Annotated in this window: 18 protein-coding genes; 8 read left to right on the top strand and 10 right to left on the bottom strand. The window is 70.7% G+C overall.

Going from position 1 to position 20,678, the window contains the following annotated elements:
- Positions 1-294 precede the first annotated feature (294 nt).
- A complete protein-coding gene (locus ACIBM5_RS43895) occupies positions 295-1,602 on the bottom strand; it encodes a ricin-type beta-trefoil lectin domain protein (protein WP_396012297.1) in 1,308 nt (435 codons plus the stop codon).
- 421 nt (positions 1,603-2,023) lie between these two features.
- Between ACIBM5_RS43895 and ACIBM5_RS43900 the strand changes: the two genes are divergently transcribed.
- Positions 2,024-2,437, top strand: coding sequence for a hypothetical protein (locus ACIBM5_RS43900; RefSeq protein WP_396012298.1), 414 nt, complete (start codon positions 2,024-2,026; stop codon positions 2,435-2,437).
- 129 nt (positions 2,438-2,566) lie between these two features.
- On the opposite strand, the gene ACIBM5_RS43905 is transcribed toward ACIBM5_RS43900, so the two are convergent.
- The 4 genes from ACIBM5_RS43905 to ACIBM5_RS43920 form a co-directional block, all read right to left on the bottom strand.
- Positions 2,567-2,806, bottom strand: a complete 240-nt coding sequence (locus tag ACIBM5_RS43905) for a hypothetical protein (protein ID WP_396012299.1) — start codon at positions 2,804-2,806, stop codon at positions 2,567-2,569.
- 589 nt (positions 2,807-3,395) lie between these two features.
- On the bottom strand, positions 3,396-4,709 hold the full coding sequence (locus tag ACIBM5_RS43910) for a PP2C family protein-serine/threonine phosphatase (RefSeq protein WP_396012300.1): 1,314 nt from the start codon (positions 4,707-4,709) through the stop codon (positions 3,396-3,398).
- A gap of 72 nt (positions 4,710-4,781) precedes the next feature.
- Positions 4,782-5,513 carry an ANTAR domain-containing protein gene (locus tag ACIBM5_RS43915; protein ID WP_396012301.1) on the bottom strand — a complete coding sequence of 244 codons (732 nt, stop codon included), beginning with the start codon at positions 5,511-5,513 and terminating at the stop codon, positions 4,782-4,784.
- Positions 5,514-5,555: 42 nt separating this feature from the next.
- Complete coding sequence (locus ACIBM5_RS43920; protein ID WP_396012302.1) at positions 5,556-6,296, bottom strand: ANTAR domain-containing protein; 741 nt, start codon at positions 6,294-6,296, stop codon at positions 5,556-5,558.
- Positions 6,297-6,791: 495 nt separating this feature from the next.
- Here ACIBM5_RS43920 and ACIBM5_RS43925 point away from each other — a divergent pair, with 495 nt between their 5' ends.
- On the top strand, positions 6,792-7,115 hold the full coding sequence (locus ACIBM5_RS43925) for an SH3 domain-containing protein (RefSeq protein ID WP_396012303.1): 324 nt from the start codon (positions 6,792-6,794) through the stop codon (positions 7,113-7,115).
- Between the two features lie 283 nt (positions 7,116-7,398).
- Positions 7,399-9,084 carry a BBE domain-containing protein gene (locus tag ACIBM5_RS43930; RefSeq protein WP_396012304.1) on the top strand — a complete coding sequence of 562 codons (1,686 nt, stop codon included), beginning with the start codon at positions 7,399-7,401 and terminating at the stop codon, positions 9,082-9,084.
- 112 nt (positions 9,085-9,196) lie between these two features.
- Here the strand turns inward: ACIBM5_RS43930 and ACIBM5_RS43935 are convergent, their stop codons facing one another.
- Both ACIBM5_RS43935 and ACIBM5_RS43940 read right to left on the bottom strand, forming a co-directional pair.
- On the bottom strand, positions 9,197-10,498 hold the full coding sequence (locus ACIBM5_RS43935; RefSeq protein ID WP_396012305.1) for an IPT/TIG domain-containing protein: 1,302 nt from the start codon (positions 10,496-10,498) through the stop codon (positions 9,197-9,199).
- A 176-nt stretch (positions 10,499-10,674) separates the two neighbouring features.
- Positions 10,675-11,421, bottom strand: coding sequence for an IPT/TIG domain-containing protein (locus ACIBM5_RS43940; protein WP_396012306.1), 747 nt, complete (start codon positions 11,419-11,421; stop codon positions 10,675-10,677).
- A 1,116-nt stretch (positions 11,422-12,537) separates the two neighbouring features.
- Here ACIBM5_RS43940 and ACIBM5_RS43945 point away from each other — a divergent pair.
- The 4 genes from ACIBM5_RS43945 (at position 12,538) to ACIBM5_RS43960 (ending at position 15,068) form a co-directional block, all read left to right on the top strand.
- Positions 12,538-12,735, top strand: coding sequence for a hypothetical protein (locus ACIBM5_RS43945; protein ID WP_396012307.1), 198 nt, complete (start codon positions 12,538-12,540; stop codon positions 12,733-12,735).
- 77 nt (positions 12,736-12,812) lie between these two features.
- Positions 12,813-13,535, top strand: a complete 723-nt coding sequence (locus ACIBM5_RS43950; protein ID WP_396012308.1) for a DUF2637 domain-containing protein — start codon at positions 12,813-12,815, stop codon at positions 13,533-13,535.
- Between the two features lie 259 nt (positions 13,536-13,794).
- On the top strand, positions 13,795-14,136 hold the full coding sequence (locus tag ACIBM5_RS43955) for an STAS domain-containing protein (RefSeq protein ID WP_391590064.1): 342 nt from the start codon (positions 13,795-13,797) through the stop codon (positions 14,134-14,136).
- Positions 14,133-15,068 (top strand): anti-sigma factor RsbA family regulatory protein, encoded by a 936-nt coding sequence (locus tag ACIBM5_RS43960; RefSeq protein WP_396012309.1) that lies wholly within the window; start codon positions 14,133-14,135, stop codon positions 15,066-15,068. Before ACIBM5_RS43955 ends, ACIBM5_RS43960 begins: the two co-directional genes overlap by 4 nt.
- A 101-nt stretch (positions 15,069-15,169) precedes the next feature.
- On the opposite strand, the gene ACIBM5_RS43965 is transcribed toward ACIBM5_RS43960, so the two are convergent.
- Positions 15,170-16,036, bottom strand: a complete 867-nt coding sequence (locus tag ACIBM5_RS43965) for a helix-turn-helix domain-containing protein (protein ID WP_396012310.1) — start codon at positions 16,034-16,036, stop codon at positions 15,170-15,172.
- A 309-nt stretch (positions 16,037-16,345) separates the two neighbouring features.
- Here ACIBM5_RS43965 and ACIBM5_RS43970 point away from each other — a divergent pair, with 309 nt between their 5' ends.
- Positions 16,346-16,987 carry a hypothetical protein gene (locus tag ACIBM5_RS43970; RefSeq protein WP_396012311.1) on the top strand — a complete coding sequence of 214 codons (642 nt, stop codon included), beginning with the start codon at positions 16,346-16,348 and terminating at the stop codon, positions 16,985-16,987.
- 967 nt (positions 16,988-17,954) lie between these two features.
- On the opposite strand, the gene ACIBM5_RS43975 is transcribed toward ACIBM5_RS43970, so the two are convergent.
- Both ACIBM5_RS43975 and ACIBM5_RS43980 read right to left on the bottom strand, forming a co-directional pair.
- A complete protein-coding gene (locus ACIBM5_RS43975; protein WP_396012312.1) occupies positions 17,955-18,392 on the bottom strand; it encodes an SRPBCC domain-containing protein in 438 nt (145 codons plus the stop codon).
- 602 nt (positions 18,393-18,994) lie between these two features.
- Positions 18,995-20,434, bottom strand: coding sequence for a PucR family transcriptional regulator (locus tag ACIBM5_RS43980; protein WP_396012313.1), 1,440 nt, complete (start codon positions 20,432-20,434; stop codon positions 18,995-18,997).
- Positions 20,435-20,678 lie beyond the last annotated feature (244 nt).

Consider the following 20,678-nt stretch of genomic DNA (forward strand, 5'->3'; position numbering starts at 1 on the left):
CCGGGCGACGGGCCATGCTCCTCTGCCGGGTCGTCCGCGCGACGAACGAGAAGGGGGGCCGCCGCGCGGGGGGGCGGGGGGGGGCCGGTAAACGGCACACCCCGCCCGTGCGCGGCATTTTGCGGGGGGGGGCCGGGGGGCGAACGGGGGGGGGCCCGGGTGGGTGGCCCCGACCCGGGCCGCCTTGCCGAGGGTGCGCTTGCCGGGGCTCGCGTCACCGATCGACGGAAGTGTCCGCCGTCCTGCTTCGGTTCTGTTTCCGTCCCGCTTCCTCGGTCCTGCCTCGGGTGCGTCCTACTTGGGGACGTTCCAGAGTTGGCCCTTGCCCGCGTTGGCGGAGTGGAGTTGCACCACGGTGCTGTTGGCGGTGCTGCCGCCCTTGACGTCGAGGACCTTGCCGCTCGCGACGTGAACGATCCGACCCTTGGCGTCGAGCTTCCACTTCTGGGCGGCCGAGGCGTTGCAGTCCCACAACGAGATCTTGTTGCCCTCGGTGTTCGCATTGCGGGCGTCGTCCAGGCACTTGCCCATCGAGCGCAGCGTGCCGTCCGGATGCAGGATCCAGGACTGGCCCGGGCCGGTGTTGCAGGTGTAGATCTGGATCTGGGTGCCGTTGGCCGGCTTCCCGCCCTTGACGTCCAGACACTTGCCGGCGATGCCGGTGACCTTGCCCTGCGGGGACACCGGAGCGCCGGCCGCGGCGGCCAGCGAGCGCAGGCCCTGCACGTCGAACTGCTGCACGTACTGGCCCGCGCGGGAGTCCGGGTAGGCGTTCACGACCGAGCACATGACCGGGGTCTCGCCCGAGTCCGTGCCCTTGACGCACGTCTTCGGCGCGTCGTCGGCGTGTGCCAGGCCCAGGGTGTGGCCCAGTTCGTGGCTGATGTGATTCCGCATGCCGACCTCGCCGAAGCGCGCGATGGGCTTGCCGTCGGTGGTGAAGAACGACGTGTTGATGTACGCGTGCCCGCTGGTCACCGTGTCCGGAGTGCTGCGCGCGTGGAACCCGCAACTCCAGCCCGGCGTACCGGATCCGTCCATGACGACCTTCCACGGACTGCCGTCGGTGGTGGTCACGCACGGGTTCAGGAACGCGCCGATCACGATCTCGCCCTTGGGGCGGACGTAGTCGTGGCCGACCGGCTTGGTGTCCACCTTGATCGGCAGCGCGGTGTCCCGCTGGATCTCGGCTGCGGAGCGCTTGACGTACGGCCCCAGCCAGTCGACGGACTTCTGGTCGTAGAACTTGATCGTGTAGCCGGTCGACAGGAGTTTCGTCGCGCCGGCCGACTTCCACCCGGGCCCGGACGGCGCCGCCGCGGCGGCGGACACGCTTGCGCGTTGCCGGGCGGGGCCGACCGCGGGAATCGTCATTCGGCCATTGACGAACGCGGTGCCGTCCACATCCGACCAACCGGAGTCGGGTGGCTCGACCCCTTCCAGCGCCTGCTGGGTCGGTGCCGGAGCCTCGGCGGTCGGCTTGGCGTCCTGATCGCTCTGGTCGCCGAACGCCGAACCCGAGAGCTGCAACCCGCCCACGATCGCGGCGCCCGCCGCGATCGCGGCGACCAACGATATTCGGCGTTTCCCCGTGACTTTCAAATCCCCGTAACCCTTCGTTCAAGGCCGTGCACACGCCTTGCGGCGCCGGCCGAAAAGCCACGGTACAGGGAGGTACTCGGCACGAACTCGGGCCCGTGGGGCCTCGCGTCATCCGGCCGGAACGGTCGCGCGAACGGGATATCGGAGCCGGATCCGCGCCCTGCCGCGGTGCGCTCCGGACGGGAAGGGTGCGCGGCGGGCGGGACCGGGCGACCTGCTCGTTGCCGCCTTGCGTGCGCTCGGCCCGGTCGCACACCCGGCGGCCGTTCCGTGGCCGACCCGGCCCCGGGTCCGGCCGCCGTACCCGCTCCCTGTTGATCGAGGCGGCCAATGCGGTTTACCTTTGTGAGCAAAGATGCTTTGCTTGCAAAGCAAAGTTGGTGCTCGACGTAGGCGAAGAAGCCGGCGAGGGGAGAATCCGATGCCGCATTTCCAGATAGGTGTTCACGAGGAGGAGTTGGACGGGGAGGTCGAGGGCCGGTTGGTCCGGTCGCTCACCGAGGCGTTGGTGCGGGTGTACGGCGAGGGGGTGCGTTCGATGGCCGTCGTGGAGATCTTCGGCATCCCGAGGCATCGCTGGGGAGTCGGCGGGGTGCCGGGTGGTGCCGCCGGTGGTGTGCACGCCCCGGCCGTCTCGCTGCACGTGCGCGAGGGCGCGCTGCGTCTGCCGGGAATCGAGGACGCCCCGGGGCAGTTGATCCGGACGATCACCGACGCGGTCGCCGGCGTGTTCGGCGAATCCGTCCGGGAGCACGTCGGTGTTCGGATCGTCGGCGTCCCGGCCGGGCGCTCCGGGGTCGGCGGCCTGGTCGATCCTCCGCCGCCCGCCCGATGACTCGCGGCGCGGGGACGAGTAGGGCGCCGCTTCCCTCCGCCACGCGGGAGGGGCACGCCGGTCGGCCGTGGGTTCGACGCACCCACTCGGCTCGGGGGCACGTCGTGTGGGGTCGTGCGTGGAGGCCGCCTACGGGCGGTTCAACCGGCCTTCTCCGTCGCGGATTCGGCGCCATCCCGCCCGGATCGCCCGGAGGCGGGGCGAGCGGCGTCGCACGCGGTCGCCGATTGCGTCCGCGACGGCTTCCGGGAACGTCCATCCCCGATCCGGAAGAGGCCGCGCGTCGCTCCACTGCCGTGCCTGGGCGACCAGGGCCGCCAACGCGTCGGCGTCGGCGGTGGACTTCGGGAGCGGATCGTTGTCCTTCATGCCGGTGTGGCTGCCCGCGCGGACGCGGGGTACGGCCTACGAACGATCACGGACATGTCGCACTCTGGTAACGGGGCGTACATTTCCGATCACAGGTCGTCGTCTTTCGGACCTCGGACCCTTGAGTCTCGGCCTGTGACCCGTTTCCGGGGAGGTCGGGGCTCGCTCCGTCGGGCCGCGACCCGCGCGATCGGGTGGGTCCGGCGCGAGTGGAACTCACATACGCCCGCGACTCTTTCGGGTGACGTCCTGCGTGTCGTCGAGTGGTCGGTGTCCCGGCCGGGTAGACGCCCTTTGTCGGGTCCACACAGTCACTCGGGGTGAGCTGTGCGGGCTGTGCCCGACGTCGTGCGGGGCCTCGGTCAACATCTTCCGACCGGGGCCCCGTTCGCGTTCCCGGACCGTGCCTTACCCGGCCGGGAGGCGGGCACGACGACCCCGGCGTCGCAGGCCGCGGATTCCGGGAAGGACCGTCGGCACGGGGGCAAACGGGGGCAAACAGGGGCGGACAGGGGGGCAACAGCCCATCGCCGGCTGGGCCGACTGTGGGCTGCCGCGCGCCTCGGACGCGGCAGCGCGGTGCGGCGGTTCAGGGTATGGGTGGGGCTCGCAGGAGCATCAGGGCGGTGTCGTCGCAGGCGTGACCGCGGGCGTGGGCGGCGACCGCGCGGGAGAGGTGCTCCACGGTTCTCGCGGCGTCCGAACCGCGGGTCCTGCCGAGGGTTTCGGCGAGACGTTCTTCGCCGAACATCGGGTGTCCGCGTCCGGCGCGGGCTTCGGTGATGCCGTCGGTGTACAGGAGCAGGGCGTCGCCGGGGTCGAGGCGGAAGCGGATCTCGGTCAGGCGGACGTTGTCGATGTAGGCGCCGACGAGGGTGCCGGGGCAGTGGAGTTCCTCGACGCCTCCGTCGGCGCGGCGGATCAGCGGGGGTGGGTGGCCGGCGCTGGAGAGGCGGCCGGTGATGCCGTCGGGGCCCGGGTGCAGGAGGGCGAGGGCCGCGCTGAGGAAGCGGTCGTCGGTGCGTTGTTCGACGAGGGCTTCGTGCAGGCGGTGCAGGATCTTGGCAGGTGCGGGATGTTGGGTGGCCTCGGTGCGGATCGTGTAGTGGGCCAGTGCGGTGATCTTGGCGGCTTCGATGCCTTTGCCGCAGACGTCGCCCATGACCGCGCACCAGTTCTTGCCGCGGGTGTGGAAGAGATCGTAGAAGTCGCCGACGACGTCGGTGCCGGTGACGTCGGCGGCCAGATAGATCGCGGCGGCGTCCAGGCCCGCGACGGTGGGCAGGCGCGGTGGCAGGAGGTTGTCCTGAAGGGTGCGGGCCAGCGTGGCGGAGGCGCGGCCGGCGTCCCGGGCCAGCGCCAGGGCCTGGCGCAGCGCGATCTCGGACGAGGCCGCGCGGGCCACGGTCTGCAGTGCCTGTAGTTGGGCCGTGGTGAAGGGACGCGGGTGGGCGTCGATGACGTAGAAGCCGCCGAGGACGTGTCCCTCGGTGGAGAAGACCGGGTAGCCGGCCCAGGCTCCGATGCGGGCGGCGGACAGGACTTCGAATCCGTGGACGCGGGGTGCGAAGTGGGCGTCCTCGGCGATCAGGGGTGCGCGAGTGGTGATCAACAAGTGGCAGGGGCTGTCCGAGAGGGCGTTCTCGCGGGCTGCGGCGTCCGGATCGATGCCGATGGCGCTCTTCCAGAAGGCGCGCTCGGTGTCGGCGACCGTGAGGAACGCCGCGCGGGCGCCGGTGATGGTCAGGGCCAGGCGGGCCAGGTCGTCGAAGAATTCGTCCGGGAGGCTGTCGAGCAGGCCGGCGGCGGTGACCGCGGCGATCCGCTGCGGATCGCACACCGCGTCGGAGACGGCGGCGGTGTGCGAGGTGGTCGGGTCCCGGGTCGTTTCGATGGGCGTCATGTCGTCCTCTTCCGGTGAAATCCGAGTCGGGCCGGAGGTTTCCGGTCACAGTGCTCGTGGGCCGGGTGCCGGTCAGGGGCGGCCTGTCCTCGTGTCGTCGTCGTCCTCGGTGTCGAAACGCAGGCGGCGGCCGAGGACGGCGCGGGCGGTCTCCAGCAGGGGCGTGTCGTGGCCGAAGGCGTGGGCGCGCAGGCGGACCAGGGCCTGGGCGGGGGTGACGCCCAGTTGGGCGCTGACCATGCCGGTGGCCTGGTGGACCTCGGCGAAGTGCAGACCCTGCTCTTCGGCGAGCAATGCGGTGGGGGTGTCGGGGTGTGCGGCGGCGCCGATGAGGAGTGAGCCCAGGGATCCGGCCAGGACGAACGCGTCGGTGAGTTGGCCCGGGGTCATCGGGCTCGATGTGGTGCGGTGGCCGGTGAGTACGCCCAGGACGATGACGCCGACCCGCAAAGGGAAGGCGAAGATCGCATGGACGCCCAGGTTCGTGACGGCGGGGAGCAGTCCGGGCCAGCGGGTCGGCGGGATCGACGAGAGGTCGGCGGCGAGGAAGAGCGTGCCGCGGGCGGCGTCGGTGCTGGGCCCTTGGCCCTGGGTGAGTTGCAGGTCCTCCAACGGGGCGGTCAAGTCGCCGCAGGACTGGAGGAGTTCGGGGGGCGGGCCGCCGGGTGCCAGGAGGAAGGCCAGTCCGTCCAGACCCAGGGACTCGGCACACTCGGGCAGCGGGAGCGGGCCCAGTCCGGGGCCGGCTCGGGCCTGTTGGGCGAGCAGGTACCGGGCCATCGCGCGCTGCGGCACCGTGGTCATCGCGGACGCCCTCGCCTGGAGGCGGTCACACCACCCCGAGTGTCAGGCACCGGGGCCGATCAGGGCCGGATCCACGGTGCCGTCCAGGATCCCCCGGGCGACGTCGGTCAGGCGCAGACCGCGGGCGCGGGCGTGCGCGCGCAGGAGCCGGAACGCCTGGTCGACGCCGATGTCGCGGTGGTGCGCGAGGAACCCGTTGGCCTGCTCCACGACGACCCGACTGTCCAGCGCGGCCTGGAGCTGGGTGGCCACGGTCATCTGCTCGTGCACGGCGCGGTGTTGCAGCACGCCGATGGTGGCGGTGTCCGCCAGCGCCTGCCCCAGGCGCAGTTGGGCCTGGTCGAGCGGGCCGGAGCGGTTCCGGAACAGGTTGAGGGCGCCGATCGTGGTCTCGTGCAGGCGCAGTGGGGCCGCGACCACCGAGGTGAAGCCCATGGCCTGCGCGTGGGGGGTGAAGCGCGGCCACCGTTGGCGTGCCGTCTCGGTGTCCAGTGCGACGTCGGAGACCGGGGCGCCGGTGTGGCAGCAGTCGCGGCAGGGCCCCTCGTCCCACTCGATGCTCGCCAACTCCAGGGCGCGGGTGCGCTCGTCCGAGGCCGCGGCCTCGACGACCCGGCCCTCGGGGGTGGCCAGCATGACGCCGGCCGCAGCGACGTCGAGCAGTTCGACGCAGTGCTCCGCGAGGGTGTGCAGGAAGTTGATGACGTCGAAATCGCGTACCAGCGTGTTCGCGAGATCCACGAAGGCCGCCGCCAACAGTTCCTCACGCGGTCGGACGGACACCACAGCCTCGATTCCCCACGGCCGGTGGGCGACCCGACGAGAACCGGCCGGGCATGGATTCATCGGTCAGTATCGTCCGGATGCCCTCCGTAGTCCACCGGCGCCTTTGCGTCGAGTTCGCGTCGTGCCCGCCCATGGTCGCGCGTCGACGCCACGCGGCGGGCCGAGAGCACCGGAAGTGAGCGCAATGGGAGGATGTGTCCACCAGCGATGCCCCGGAGCGGGCACGGAGAGGCCGCGGTGGATCTGCTTCAACCGCGTTATTTCCGCCGCGTGCACGGGTGCAATCGCTTCGGGCGCCTGTCGTCTTCCCCTGTGCACTCGGGGGTGCGCGATACGGATAGCCCGCCGTGACATGCGGAACTAGCGTGAGCCACCGACTGTGATCACGCGGCGGCCGATGCGCCGCCGACCCAGGTCGTCCGCAGGTCTGCGGGCAGGAACGGGCATTCGATGAAATCCAGTACGGCAAACCGAGAGTCCCGGGGGAAATCCATGACGCTTCGACGTCGACTCGGCATGGCGACCGCGTCCGCGTTGCTCCTCACCGGCGGCGCGGTCGTCGTGGCCCCCGGCGCGTCGGCCGCGTCGCACCCCTCGTGCGACCAGGACTTCAGGGACCACGTCGCGGAGATCTCCGGCAGCAACGTCCGGCTGCGCTCCAAGCCGAGCACCAACTCCACGGTGCTTCGGTTGCTGCAGAAGGGTGCCGACGTCACCGTGTACTGCCAGAAGAACGCCGGCGAGGCCAACTGGTGGTACTACGTGAAGCACAACGCCAGTGGCGTCAAGGGCTGGGTGTGGTGGGCGTACGTCTAGGAACTGCCCTCACTTCGTGTGGTACTGAGGCCCGCGCCGGTCGGCCGCAGGTCGCACTCGGGTAGACGAGTACGCGCCCGGGCGGCGTCGGCGCCGTTGCCCAGGGCGCGGCGGGTGCGGCAGGCGCGCGTCGCGAGAGGCGCGCCTGCCCCCCGGCGGCCGCAGGATGCGCCGGCCCGGAAGGGGGGATCTGGCTGCTCGCAGCGCGTGTCACGCCGGGCTTCGGCCGGGTGCGGGGGAGTGTGGGTGCTCTCCCGGCCATTCGGCGAAAGAGAGTTGAGACATGCCGCACGAGGTATCGCGACGAAATCTGCTGGGTTCCGTCGGAGCCGTGGCCGCAGGGGCCTCCATCGCCGGTCTGGGGCTCGGGGACGGCCGGGCCCGGGCGGCGGAGACCCCGGGCCCGTCCGCGAACCCCCGTCCCGCCGGTGGGGCTGCGGCCGCGTCGGGCGCCTCGCGTGTGCTCCCCGACGACCCCCGGTACGAGACCCTGAGTCAGGGCTTCAACCAACGCTGGACCAGTAGCCCCCGCTACATCCAGGTGATCACCTGCGACGACGACGTGGTCGCGGGCGTGGACGAGGCGCTGCGACAGGGATTGCGGCCGACCGTACGCAGTGGGGGCCACTGCTACGAGGACTTCGTGGAGAACACGGGCGGCGCGATCCTCGACATGAGCGCGATGAAGGACGTCCGGAAGACCGAGGACAAGTACGGCAAGGCCGCCTACGGCGTGGAGTCCGGCGCCACCATCTGGGACATCTACACGACCCTGTTTCGTCGGTACGGCGTGACCATTCCGGGTGGCTCGTGCTACTCGGTCGGGGCGGGCGGCCACGTCTGCGGCGGGGGATACGGGGTGCTCTCGCGCCGCGACGGTCTGACCGTGGACCACCTCGTCCAGGTCGACGTCGTCACCGTCGCGGACGGCCGCGCCGTGGTGACCCGGGCACACCGCTCGGATCCGCCCGGCTCCCACACGTCCGACCTCTTCTGGGCGCACACCGGTGGTGGCGGCGGGAACTTCGGCGTCGTCCTGCGCTACTACTTCGCCGAGTCCATCCCGACGCCGCCGCCGAACGTCTGGCTCAGCAGCATCGCGTGGCCGTGGGCCGAGTTGACGAAGAACCCGGACGACTTCACCAAACTCGTGGAGAACTACAGCAGGTTCTTCGAAACCCACAGCGGCGCCGAGGAGCCGCTCTATCAGAACCTGTTCAGCCTGCTGAAACTCACCCACAAGAGCAACGGCAACGTCGTGCTCTCGAGCCAGTGGGCCGGGGAGGACATCGGACCCGTCGAAGACTTCCTCGCCGCGGTCGAGGCGGGCCTGCGGACCGAGTCGACGACCCAGATGTACACCGTGGGGGATCACTTCCTGCCCTACCCGGACAAGCACCGCAGGATGCCCTGGTTGCAGGCGACCCAGACGCTGAACGGATCGGGCCCCAACCAGCGCGGCAAGTACAAGTCGGCCTACCACCGCAAGTCGTTCACCACGACGCAGATCGCGGCCATGTGGACCTGGCTGACGCGCGACGTCCCCAACGTCGATCTCACCCAGACCCTGGTCCAGATCGACTCGTACGGATGCCGCATCAACGCGGTCCGGCCGCACGAGACGGCGGTCCCACAGCGGGATTCCGTCCTCAAGCTGCAATATCAGACGTACTGGACGGATCCCGCCCAGGATTCGGCGCACCTGGACTTCCTGCGCGGCCTCTACGAGGCGGTCTACGCGGAGACCGGCGGGGTCCCCGAGATCAGCGACGCCACGCACGACCTCACCACGGACGGCGCCTACGTCAACTATCCCGACGTCGACCTGGGGATCGCGACGGACCCGGCGCCGCAATACCCCAGGCTCTACTACAAGGACAACTACGCCCGCCTGCAACTGACCAAGAAGACCTGGGACCCGGAGAACCACTTCCACCACCGACAGTCGATCGTGCCTCCGACGAAGTGAACTCGCCGCCCGCGCCCGGTCGTTCGCCCTACCCACCGCCGGGGGCGGGGCAATGTCGTGGAGCACGGTCGAGGCCGGTGCCGCGCCGGGGTGAAGATTGCCGCGCCCGGCACTAGATCGTGGGGGACGGCACTCGGGTGTAGGTGAGGGAGTTGCTGGTGCCGCCGGATGTGGTGACGTTGACGGAGACGGGGCCCGCCGGTCCCGCGGGCGCGGTTGCGGTGACGGTGGTGTCGGACACCACGGTGAAGGCAGCGGGTGTGCCGCCGAAGGTGACGGCGGTCGTGGTGGTCAGGGCGGTGCCGGTGAGGGTGATGTCGGACCCGGCGTCCGTCGATCCCTGGGCCGGGACGAGGGCGGTGAGGGTGGGTGCGGGAACGTACGCGTAGAGAAGGCCGTTGCTGGTTCCGCCGGCGGTGGTGACCGTGATCGAAACGGTGCCCGCCCCCGGCGGGACGACGGCGGTGAGTTGGGAGGCGGAGAGCACGGTGAAGGAAGTCGCCGCCGTGGCGCCGAACTTCACCGCGGTGGTCCCGGTGAATCCGGTGCCGGTGAGCGTGACGGTGTTGCCGCCCGAAGTCGGCCCCCGGGCCGGGTCGACCCCGGTGAGGACCGGCGCGGCGACATAGAAGTAGAAGATGTTCGAGGCGCTGGTGCCACTGGCGGTGGTGACGGTGACGGCGACCGGTCCGGCGGGTCCGGCCGGGGCGACCGCGGTGATCTGGGTGGCGGAGAGGACCGTGAAGGAGGTCGCCGCCGTGGTCCCGAACTTCACGGCGGTCGCGCCGGTGAATCCGGTCCCGGTGAGCGTGACCGTGTTGCCGCCCGACGTCGGTCCCTGGGCCGGGGAGAGCACCGAGACGACGGGTTGGCCGACGTAGGTGTAGGTGATGCCGTTGCTGGTGCCACCGGCGGTGGTGACGGTGACGGCGACCGGTCCGGCGGGTCCGGCGGGGACGACCGCGGTGATCTGCACATCGGAGACCACGGTGAAGGAAGTCGCCGGTGTGGTGCCGAACTTGACCGCGGTGGCGCCGGTGAACCCGTTGCCGCCGAGAGTGACGGTGTTGCCGCCCGGGGTCGGCCCCTGGGCCGGGGAGAGCACCGAGACGAACGGGACGTAGGTGTACGTGATGCCGTTGCTGGTGCCGCCTGGGGTGGTGACGGTGACGGCGACCGGTCCGGGGAGCCCGGCCGGGACGACCGCGGTGATCTGGGTGGCGGAGACCACCGTGAAGGAAGTCGCCGGTGTGGTGCCGAACTTGACCGCGGTGGCCCCGGTGAACCCGCTGCCGCCGAGCGTGGCGGTGTTGCCGCCGGAGGCCGGCCCCTGGGCGGGGGAGAGCACCGAGACGACGGGAGCGGCAAGGAGGGCTTCCGAGCCGGTGATGGGTTGGTACTCGGGATGATTCACGGCCTTTGGTCCTTTGTCCGGCAGGGAGGAGCCACGGCCCGGAGAGTGTGCCGCGTGCCGTGGCTCGGTGCGGGTGTTCGGTGTTCGTCGTCGGGTTTCGTCTTCGGACGCGGACGTCGCGTCGTCCGGGCCGATGTCCCGGTGTGCCCGGCGGTGGGCGGCCGCCGGGGATCGGGTCAGATGCCGGGGCCGGCGACGTAGGTGAAGCCGCCGACGACCGTGGCCGCGCCGGCGGGGTTGGTCACGACGACGTCGGCGGGTCCGACGGCGCCGGGGGGCGTCACTGCGGAGACCGAGGTGGCCGAGATGACCGAGAACGGTGCCGGGGAGCCGTCGAAGGTGACCTGTTCGGTGCTGCCGAGGCCGGTTCCGGTGATGGTCACCGCCGTGCCGCCGGAGGTCGGGCCCTCGTTGGGGGCGATGGTGGTGACGGCGGGGCTGTCGACGTAGGTGTACGACAGGCCGTTGTTGGTACCGCCCGCCGTGGTGACGGTGACACCGACCGGACCGGCCGCCGCTCCCGCCGGGACCACGACGTTGATCAGGCTGTCGGAGACGACGGTGGGGACCGCGGAATTGGCGCCGAAGGCCACGCTGGTGGCGGTCGACAGGCCGGTGCCGTTGATCGAGATGGTCTCGCCGCCGGCGGTTGCTCCGGAAGTGTCGCTCAGCGAGGACTTGAACGGTGCCCCGACGTAGAAGAACGGAATCGGGTTGCTCGTGCCGCCGGGGGTGGTCACGGTCACGCCGACCGTACCGGTACCGGACGGCGACACGGCGGTGACCTGGGTGGGCGAGACGTTGGTGACGCTGGTGGCCGGCTTGGTTCCGAACTTCACCGCGGTGGTGCCGGCGAGGTTCGTGCCGGTGATGGTGACGAGGGTTCCGCCCCCGGTCGAGCCCTGATTGGGTGAGATGGGCATGACTGTCCCCTTGTGGTCGTCCTGCGGATTCGTGCAACGGGATATCCGCCGCTCCCGGCGATCGCGCCGGTCCCGGTGATTGCCTTGCGGACCGCCGTCCGGTCACGAGCGGATCGTGACCACGGCGCCGACGTCCGGCGGTCCTGGGTGAAGCCCCGGGCAAGGGCTGGACGAGAACGACATCCGAAGGGGAGCCTGGAGTGGATCGAGCCACCGGATCGGCCGGTGCCGGGTTCGGCACCGGCCGACCCATCCAAGGCCCCTGCGGGGGAGCCCATCGCCACATCCGACGCGGATGCCGGTTGCTCCCCGGTCAAGGGGCGCTCACGGACGCGTCGGTTGTCGCGTCCCCCGAAAGGATGGGCACCTACCGTTGGATGTCCTCAGTAACCCATACGCGTGAATCCGGTTACAAGAGCGGCGAATTCAAGCCACTCCGATGGCGGAGCGCAGGAGGGTGCGTCGCCACACGGCGATACGACACGCGCCACCCACCCGCGCCACCCGAGCGCCCCCTGCCGGGGCAGCCGCCCCTCGTCGTCGCCGACACCCCAGGGACACCCGGGGGTTCGCCGCGCACGCAGCGGACCACCCGACCGACGACCCCGGCACCTCCCGACGCCGTCCGGCGACATCGAGCCGTTTGCGGTGCCTCGGGACCGGAGTCGGTCGCTTGTCCCCGCCCGACACGACCACCACGCCGCACCGCACCGGTGGTGCCCGCCTCGGGGCCGAGGGAATCCCGGGCGCTCGCGCGGTCGTTGCCACCCCGACGCGGGGCCCGGATACGCACGCGGGGAAGGCAGTCCCGCCGTTCGGTGGGTGACCCGAATTTTTGCCGACTCGTGTGGTGAACATTGCGAAGGTAAAGAAACCTCGGGTGAACACGCACGCTTCCCTGCGCCGGCAAGGAATTTGCGTGCTCGGCGGCAAAGGCTCTGCGGATACGGTGTTCGGAAATGTACAACTGAGGCTCGAAAAAGACACGAATCGGGGCTGCCGTTCACCGGTTCGGAGCAGAGCCCACGACGAGAGCGAGTCGTTACCCCCGGCGTGACTCCCAGAGCATCCGGCTCCGCCGCGCTTTCACCCGCGCTCGCCCAACGCACCTTCCCCATGGGGGATTGGGTACTCACCCCTCGCGCGGCGACGTTCCTCAAACGATCTCCGCACGCGTACATCGAGCGCGCGGGGTATCGCGTGCTGCTTCGTCATTGTTCCGCCGACATGGAGCAGTTCGCCCTGACGATGGTGTTGATCGCCGCGGAGTACTCGCGCCGCCTCGACGACGTCCTGGACGATCGACATTCGTGAATGCCGAAACCGTCCGCCGCAGCGGGAATCCGTATTCGGCACCCGGCAACGCCCGAGCCCTTGAATGAACCAGGCCCATGTACGAAGGTTATGGATACGACCCCTACTCCCCGTCCGGTGTGCAATTCCGTGCGGGCGCCGCATCCTCCCCCGACGTGGGGCAGTGGCCGACACCGAACGCCGCCGCGACATTCGACGGACTCTCCTCGTCGTTCGCGGTGGTAGGAGATCCGGGATTCGAGACCGACCTCGCCCGGCTGCTGGGGAAACCGGTCGACGACGTGGTCGCCACCGTCGAACTACCCGCGCCGAACCGGGGATCCGGCAGTCATCGCCGGCGGCCCCCGACCATCGCCCGGCCGGCCACCGGCGTGCGGCGAGTGGATCGGCTCAGCCACTTCATGGTGGCGGTCAGCGTCGTGGTGGTCGCCGCGATCGGCGTGCTCGGCGCGTTGATCACCCTCGCGCCGCTGCGCCATGCCGCCGGCCTCACCGCCGGCCCGGCCCGGTGGTGGCCCGTCCTGGTTCAGGGGCCGTGGATCGTGGCCTCGTTGTCGATCCTGCGCTCCAGTCTGCACCGCCGTCGGGCGCTGCACTCGTGGATCGTGGTCACCACCTTCGCCGGCCTGTCCATGGCGCTCTCCCTCACCCACGCCCCGATGACCGTCCAGGGCGTCGTCGTCGCCGTTCTGCCCGCGGTCGCGACCACGGTCTGCCTGCACCAGCTCGTACGCCAGATCACCCTCACCCGACCACCCCGACGATCCACCCCCGGCCGAGGCCGTGACGCTTCGCCCTGAACCCCATTCGTGACGAGCAGGCGGGCGGGGCGGCGGCGCGGGCTCGCCGATGGGGAAGCCCCGCCCCGCCCCGGGCCGGCACGGGGAGCCGAGCCGGTGAACGGTCCGCGCCGCCCCGACGGCGTTCGTCCGCTGCCGATCGGTCGGCCGACGCCCGGCACGCCCCGGACGCATCGCCCCGCGCTTCGTCCGGGGCAGCGACGCGAGTTCGGTATCGAGTATCTTCTGCACAAGCGTCCGGCGAACGAGGGACACAGACGTGAGTGCTGACTACGACGACGGCGTGCTTCGTGTCGAGCGGAACTCGCCGCAGCCCGGCGTCCGGCTCCTGGGGGAGGTCGACCTGGACAACTGCGCGCACGTGCGATCCGCGCTGGAAGCACAGCGGGGCGCCGAGCCGGGGGATGTCCTGGTCGACGTGTCGTCGTTGGGGTTCATCGACGTCGCCGGCGTCCGAACCCTCGTGCAGACCGCCCGCACCTTGGGGGAGGGGCGGCGGCTGGTCCTGCGCCAAGCCTCGGAAGAGTTGTGCGATCTGGTCGAGCTGGCGGGGTGGGGGCAGGTGCCCGGCCTGGCATTGGAGAGGGTGACGACCGGATGAACGCGGTCTCGGAGTTCCGTCATGACGCCCTGCTCTACGCGGGTTTGAGCGACTTCGTCGCGCGCACGGCGCGGTTCGTGCGCGAGGGGTTGGCCGCGGACGAGGCGGTCGCGGTCGCGGTGATCCAACCCCGGGCGGGTGCCCTGCGGGAGGAACTGGCCGCCGACGCGAACGAGGTCACCTGGATCGACATGGAACGCGTCGGCCGCAACCCCGCCCGGATCATCCCGACATGGCAACAATGGACCCGGGAACAGGGCACCCGGACCTTCCGCGGAATCGGCGAGCCGATCTGGGCCGGCCGGGACGAGGCCGAACTGGTCGAGTGCCGCCACCACGAGACCCTCCTCAACCTCGCCTTCGAAGGCGTGCCGTGGCAACTCCTGTGCCCGTACGACACCACCACGCTCGGACCCGACACCATCGAGGCGGTTCGCCACTCGCACCCGCAGGTCCTGGACGGCGCGGCCCGCATCGACCACCCACATCCGCGCCCCGACGACTACGCGGCCACCCTGCTGGGCCCCGCCCTGCCCCCCGCTCCCGCGCACGCACAGCGGCTCGCGTTCGCCTCCGGTGAACTCGCCGGCGTCCGGACCCTGGTCCGCCGGGTGTTGTCGGACGTGTCCCGTGCCCAGGTCAACCACGCCCTGTTGGCGATCAGCGAGATCGCCGGCAACAGTGTCGTGCACGGCGGCGGCAGCGGCACGATCACGCTGTGGCGGCAGGACACCCACCTGATCTGCGAGATCCGGGACACCGGCCGTGTCGTCGACCCACTCGCCGGGCGCCACCGCCCCACCGCCGACCAGGACGGCGGACGCGGACTGTGGATCGCCAACCAGATCTGTGACCTGCTCCAGATCCGCTCGACCGAGACCGGAACAACCACACGGATGCGCGTGAACGTGCACTGCGCGACGTCCGGATAGCAGGAGCACGCCGCCGCGGCACCCGGCTCGCGGCGGCCTGTGGCGAACCGGACATCCGGCCCGCGGCGGCCCGCGGCGAACCGGACCGCCGGGCGGCGGTTTCAGGGCTCGAAGACGTTGGCCAGGCGCCCTTCCGCGGGAGGTCGGCCTCGGGAGACGGCGCCGTCCGCGAGAAGGCACAGTTGTGTGGGGGTGAGTCCGGCCAGGTCGCGGAAGTCACGGTTCATGTGTGCCTGGTCGTGGTAGCCGCATGCGGCCGCCCGGTCGGCCATGGTCCGGCAGGCGTCGGGCGGCAGGGTGAGTGCTCGTTGGAACCGCAGGATCCGGCTGACGGATTGCGGTGGTAGTCCGATCTGTTCACGGAAGAGCATTTGCAGTCGCCGGGTGCCGCGGCCCGTCGCGGCGGCCAGATCCTTGGCGGACAACCGCCCGTGGCAGGCGCGCAGTCGGCTCCATGCCTCGGCAACGACCGGCGAGGGCGGCGGGGCGTCCACCATCCGCAGCGCGAGGGCGTTCTCGACGACCGCCCAGCGCCGTTCCCAGTCCGGCGCCGCGACGAGTTGCTCGGTGAGCCGGGCCGACCAGCCGGTGCCCAGGACCGCATCCGGGTGCACGTGGTCGTCGGAGAGGTGGTGCAACGGCAGACCCAGGCACATGTACGCGCCGAGCGGGGTGAACTCCACCTCGATCGCCTCGGCGACACCCGGGTATCCGCCTCTGATCGACGACGCGTGCAGACCGGCGAGCATCGCGTGCCACGTCGTCCGCATCGCCGGCCCGCCCCGGGTCTCGTGGAACAGGTGGAGGGGGTCTCCCCAGCCCAGGATCAACGTCACGGTCGCCGAGGGGAGAGTGAGCCTGAGCGGACCCGGCCCCGTGGTGCGATGACCCCGGTACATCACGACCTGGGCGCGTAACCGCCGGGAGGGGCGACGCTCCACGTACTCGCCCCTGTTCCTCGACTCCATGGACACTCCGACCTCCGTCCGCGACGCGTGCCGGCGCGCGCGTCGGTCGACTCTGATCGAAGAGTTCGCCTTCATACAAGTCGACGAGCCAAGCATCACAGCAGTCTGGACGTCCGCGCGCGGCGCCCGTCGTCTCGACGACCGCACCCGCGCCGGAGGCAACTGTTCGACGGCGACCGCAAGATCGCCGCACGACCCTGTCGTGGACGAGCGACGAGCCGATGAACAAGACCGGCAGGCACCGGCGATGCCCGGCAACTGTTCGGACCGGAACCGACAACGACGCATATCGAAGAGACGGGGAGAGTCGTGCAGGCAGAGGAGTTCGGGTACGCGGTGTCGCCGATGACCGCGGTGCACACGCCCGCCACCTTCGCCGACGTGCAGGAGGGTCGACGCGCCGCCAAGGTGATGATCGGCATCCTCGTCGTGTGGATGCTCGCTGCCGCCGGACTGCTCGTCTGGTACAACGTGACGACCTCGGACACGGTGGGTCGGGTGGTGCTTGTGTGCGGCGTGGGACTGATCATGACGTCCATCATGCCCGTGGGTATCGCGCTGGATACCGTGCCGTTGGGATTCAGAGCCGCCGCGGAGACGGGCAGGCGACCGTGGCAGGCGTGGCCGTGCCGACTGGATCGGATCCGGGGTGATAAAAGCCTCAGGCGTGTTTTCCTGCTTGCTCCGGACGGCAGCGTCGTTCGTGAGTTCCGGGGTCGGGTCCCGGAGGACCTGTGGCAAGGGATGGACGATGGCCTGGGAGTGCTGTGGTTCTGCGGTGACCTGCGCTTCGGCGGTGTGATGGCCAGACCCGGCGGGGCACCCCTGTGGCTGGTCAAGCCTGCCAAAGACGGCCGCGGCCCGGCCGACGGCGGTACCGGCCGCGGCGCTCGGATGAACGGCCTGGTCGGCGAGGCCGTCGGCACCGCTTTCGGCGACTGGATCGGCTGAGAAACCGATCCGGTCGGACTCCGAGTCGGCTGAAACCGTGGCCGCGCGAACGGTCGGAGGCCACACGGATCACGGCGGCTTCGGACGGCGGGATGACGTCGTCGTGCAGTGCACGGAAAACGCGTTCGTCTACCGTGCCGGCCAGGCCCGGGGTGCGGCCCATGGTCGTTTGAGGAGTGCACGACCGACCCCCACGACTCCGGTGCCGACTTGCTCCAGCCGTCGGCGCCGGGTGCGGGGATTCGGGCCGCCTTCGCCGTTGCCGCGCCAGAGAATCACCGCGCCCAGGACCGCGCTGCACAACACCGCTATCGATCCCAGGGGGAGGTCACCGCGACGTGGGGAGGGGATGCCCCGGGCCGGGCGCGGCGTTGCCGGTGAACCACGGAGCACGCTTTCGACGTCGACGGCCGGCGGTGGATCGGCCACTGCGGGATCGGCTCCCGGGAGGTTGGTGACCGGGCGGTTGGCGGTCGGGCGGTTTTGGGTGTCGGCTCGTGGAAGAACCTTTGGTGGCACGGTTGTTGCCGGTTCGACGCCGGTGCGAGGTGAGGTGGTTTCGACGGTGCCGGCCAGATGTCGACGGGCCGAGACCCAGATCGCGACGGTGGCTTCGTCACCGCCGCAGGCATGGGCGAAGGCGGCCACGAGTTCTTCCCGGGGGAGGCGGTCGCGGCCGAGCGCGGCGGCCGCGGTCGCACGGGGCAGCACGTCCCTGTTGGCCTCGGCAATGCTCTCCAGTTGTCGGTAGCTCAGCCCCGTCCGGTGGCGCAACCGGCGCATGGTCGCGACGAACTCCGCGGGAGTACGTGCCGATCGTGGATCGAGTTCCGTGTCCATGGTCGTTGTCTCCTGCCTCGCAGGTCGGGTGATCGTACGGAGTGTGGGTCGTGGAGCCGCCCACGGCCGGGGCGGTGGGCCGCTGCCGGCCCGGTCGGGTGGTGACCGGCCGGGCCGTCGCCTCGGATCAGCGATTCGCGAGGTGGGCGGTGAGGCCGTCGAGGAGCATGTTGCTGCCGGCCTCGGTCCGGGCGCGTTCCTCGGCGCTGTCGCAGGTCTGCGAGACGACGATGTCGGTGCAGGCGCCGCGGTCGGTGAGTTCGACGGTCATGACGGCGGGCTCCGCGCCGCCGGGCACGTCCATCGCGACGACCAGGCGCCGGTTCTCGACGACCTCGCGGTACGAGCCGGTGATGGGGAACCGTCGACCGTCCGGGAGCACCACGCTGCCGCTCCACGAGCCGTCGGTTCGGGCGTCGAGGGTGACGTCCTTCGCGCCCGCCCACTGCGCGTATCGCTCGGCGGTGGTCCATGCCTGCCAGACGTCCGCAACGGGGGCGTCGAGCGTGCGGGTGATCGTGTAGCGGAAGCCGTCGCCGGCCGCCGCCTCGTGGTGCACGGTCACGGGGATTTCCTTTCACAGTCCTGGACTTGGGCCCGGCGGGTTCGTTCGTCCGGCTGGTTGTCACCGACCGTTTCCTGCGGGACGCGGTGCCGGGTTCGTCGCCCGCGAGGAGCCCGAGCGCCGGCGCCGCCACGGGCGCGGGACTCGATGCTTCGTGCGTTCGGCCTGGGTAAAGCCTCTTCGGTCGAGGCCGACGGCGACAACCGCTTTCGGGTGGGGCCGAATGTCACCGGCCACCGGGCCACGGTGCCGGGTAAACGGACAAGGGGGACGCATGTTGCGCATCCACTTCACGGCGCGGGACCTGGCGGGGCCGGCCTTCGCTCACCACCGCGCGCTTGCGATCGGCGAGGCGGTGATGAGCCTGCAGGTCTTACGCAGGGGCTCCGTCCCGTTGTTTCGTGCGTGGCGGCGACACGTCCTGGAACGGCTGCCCCCTCATGCTTCGTTGCTCGGGTCGTTGGTTGACCCGGGTCGTCCACCGCACCGTTGCGGGCGCTGCGCGGTGGTGGCGGAGGGGGGCGGGCGGGCCGAGCTCGCCTCCATCGTCGGTTCCCGGCATCGCATGATCGCGCGGCAGGTGGCCGGCGCGCCGATGGGGCCTACCAGCCGAGTTGGTCGCCGAGCCGCAAGCGCAGCCACAACACCAGGCGCTCGTCCGGGTCGGCGAGATCGAAGCCGAAGATTTCCGTGGCACGGGAAAGCCGGTACCGGATCGTGTTCGGGTGCACGGACAGCCCATGGGAGGCGGCGGCGACATCGCCGTTGGCGTCCAGGTAGGCGAGGATGGTGGACGCGTAGGTGGTGCCGTGCTCGAGATCGTGGGCCCGCACCGCCGGCCCGAGTCCGCGGGGGAGTCCCTCGTGCGTGGCCAGCATCCGGGCGAGCGCGGACAGCGTCGCGCCGGCCCACACCTCGTCGATCGCGGCCACCTGGCACGGTTCCGGAGCACCCGGCCGCTCGGAGAGCGCACGCAGGACGAGATCCGCGTCGGCGCGTGAGCTCTCGATCGAGCGCAGTCCCCGGACGAGCGAGCCGAGTCCGGCCCGGACGGGCACGCGGAGCGCGCTGTGGGCCCGCCGCGCGATATAGGCGACGAGTTCACGGTGCGCGTTCGGCGAAGGCCCGCTCGGAAGCAGCGCATAGACCGTTCCGTCGATCAACGCGCAGCCGTGCCTGCCGTAGCGCGCCTCGCAGTGCAGGCTCACCAGGTCGGCGAGCCGGGTGGCCGCTTGGGCCGTGAGAACATCCTCGGCATCGACCGAGGCGATGGCGAATGCGGCCACCGCGACGGGCGAGTTCGGGTCCAGGCCCAGTTGTGGGGCCACCACGGAGACACTGCTCGGATCGGCGAGCAGCCGGCGCAACAGGTCGGCGTACCTGCGCCGGACGGCGGACTCCGTGGTGCGGGCCGCGAGCAGGTGCAGCGCGACATTGTTCGCCACATCGGCCAGGGCCTGTTCGGCGACGGAGTCCAGGTGCTCCCCGGCGTTGACGACCCAGATCGAACCCAACACCTCGCTCCCCACCCGGACCGCGATCCCCAGACGCGGAAAACCCCCGGGAACGGCAGGGAACCGGCACGTGCGTCCCGCCCGGGTGAGCACGCGGTATTGCTCGTCGTACTCCGGACCGTCCGGCACCTGGAGGCCGAGGATGCCCTGGCGGCGGCCCTCGTCGACGGCCTGGCCGGGCAGCGTCGAGTAGGCGAGGATGTGCCGCTGCGGATCCTCGATCACGGTGGCCCCTCCCACCATCCCCGCGATCGCGTTGGCCAGCGCGAACAGATCGCCGACGGCCGGGGCACCCGCGGCCTGCCCGAAACGCTCCGTCGGGGTGAGGGCCGAGGAGATCATGGCATCCAAGTGGTGCCAGGCCACGGCCTCGTCGGCGGCGAGCAGCACGATGCCGGACCGCTGGGCGGCTTCCACCAGCCGGGTGACCGGCTCGCCGAAACTCTTCACCACCACACAGGCGTACCCGGCCTGGGCCGCCGAATCGACCAGTTCCATCGCCTGCGCCTCGACCATCCCCACTCCCACGGCGAGCAGGATCGCGTCTCGGATGGGGGGAAGCGGAAGTGGGGCCCGTCGCTCGAAGATGAGTACGCCCGAGACCGGAACCGGGTTTTCCCGGTGGTACGGTCAGCGGCCGCAGCAGCGACGTGCCCAACACTTCCAGGACTTGTCCGAGATCGGGAACCCCGGTATCGAGCATCCTCACCTCTTTAGCCAGACACACAAAGCATTCGGGGAATCTCTGGACGGGTACCGCATGTATCCGGCC

It is taken from the genome of Embleya sp. NPDC050493, from assembly GCF_044458105.1.
Classification (GTDB): Bacteria; Actinomycetota; Actinomycetes; order Streptomycetales; family Streptomycetaceae; genus Embleya.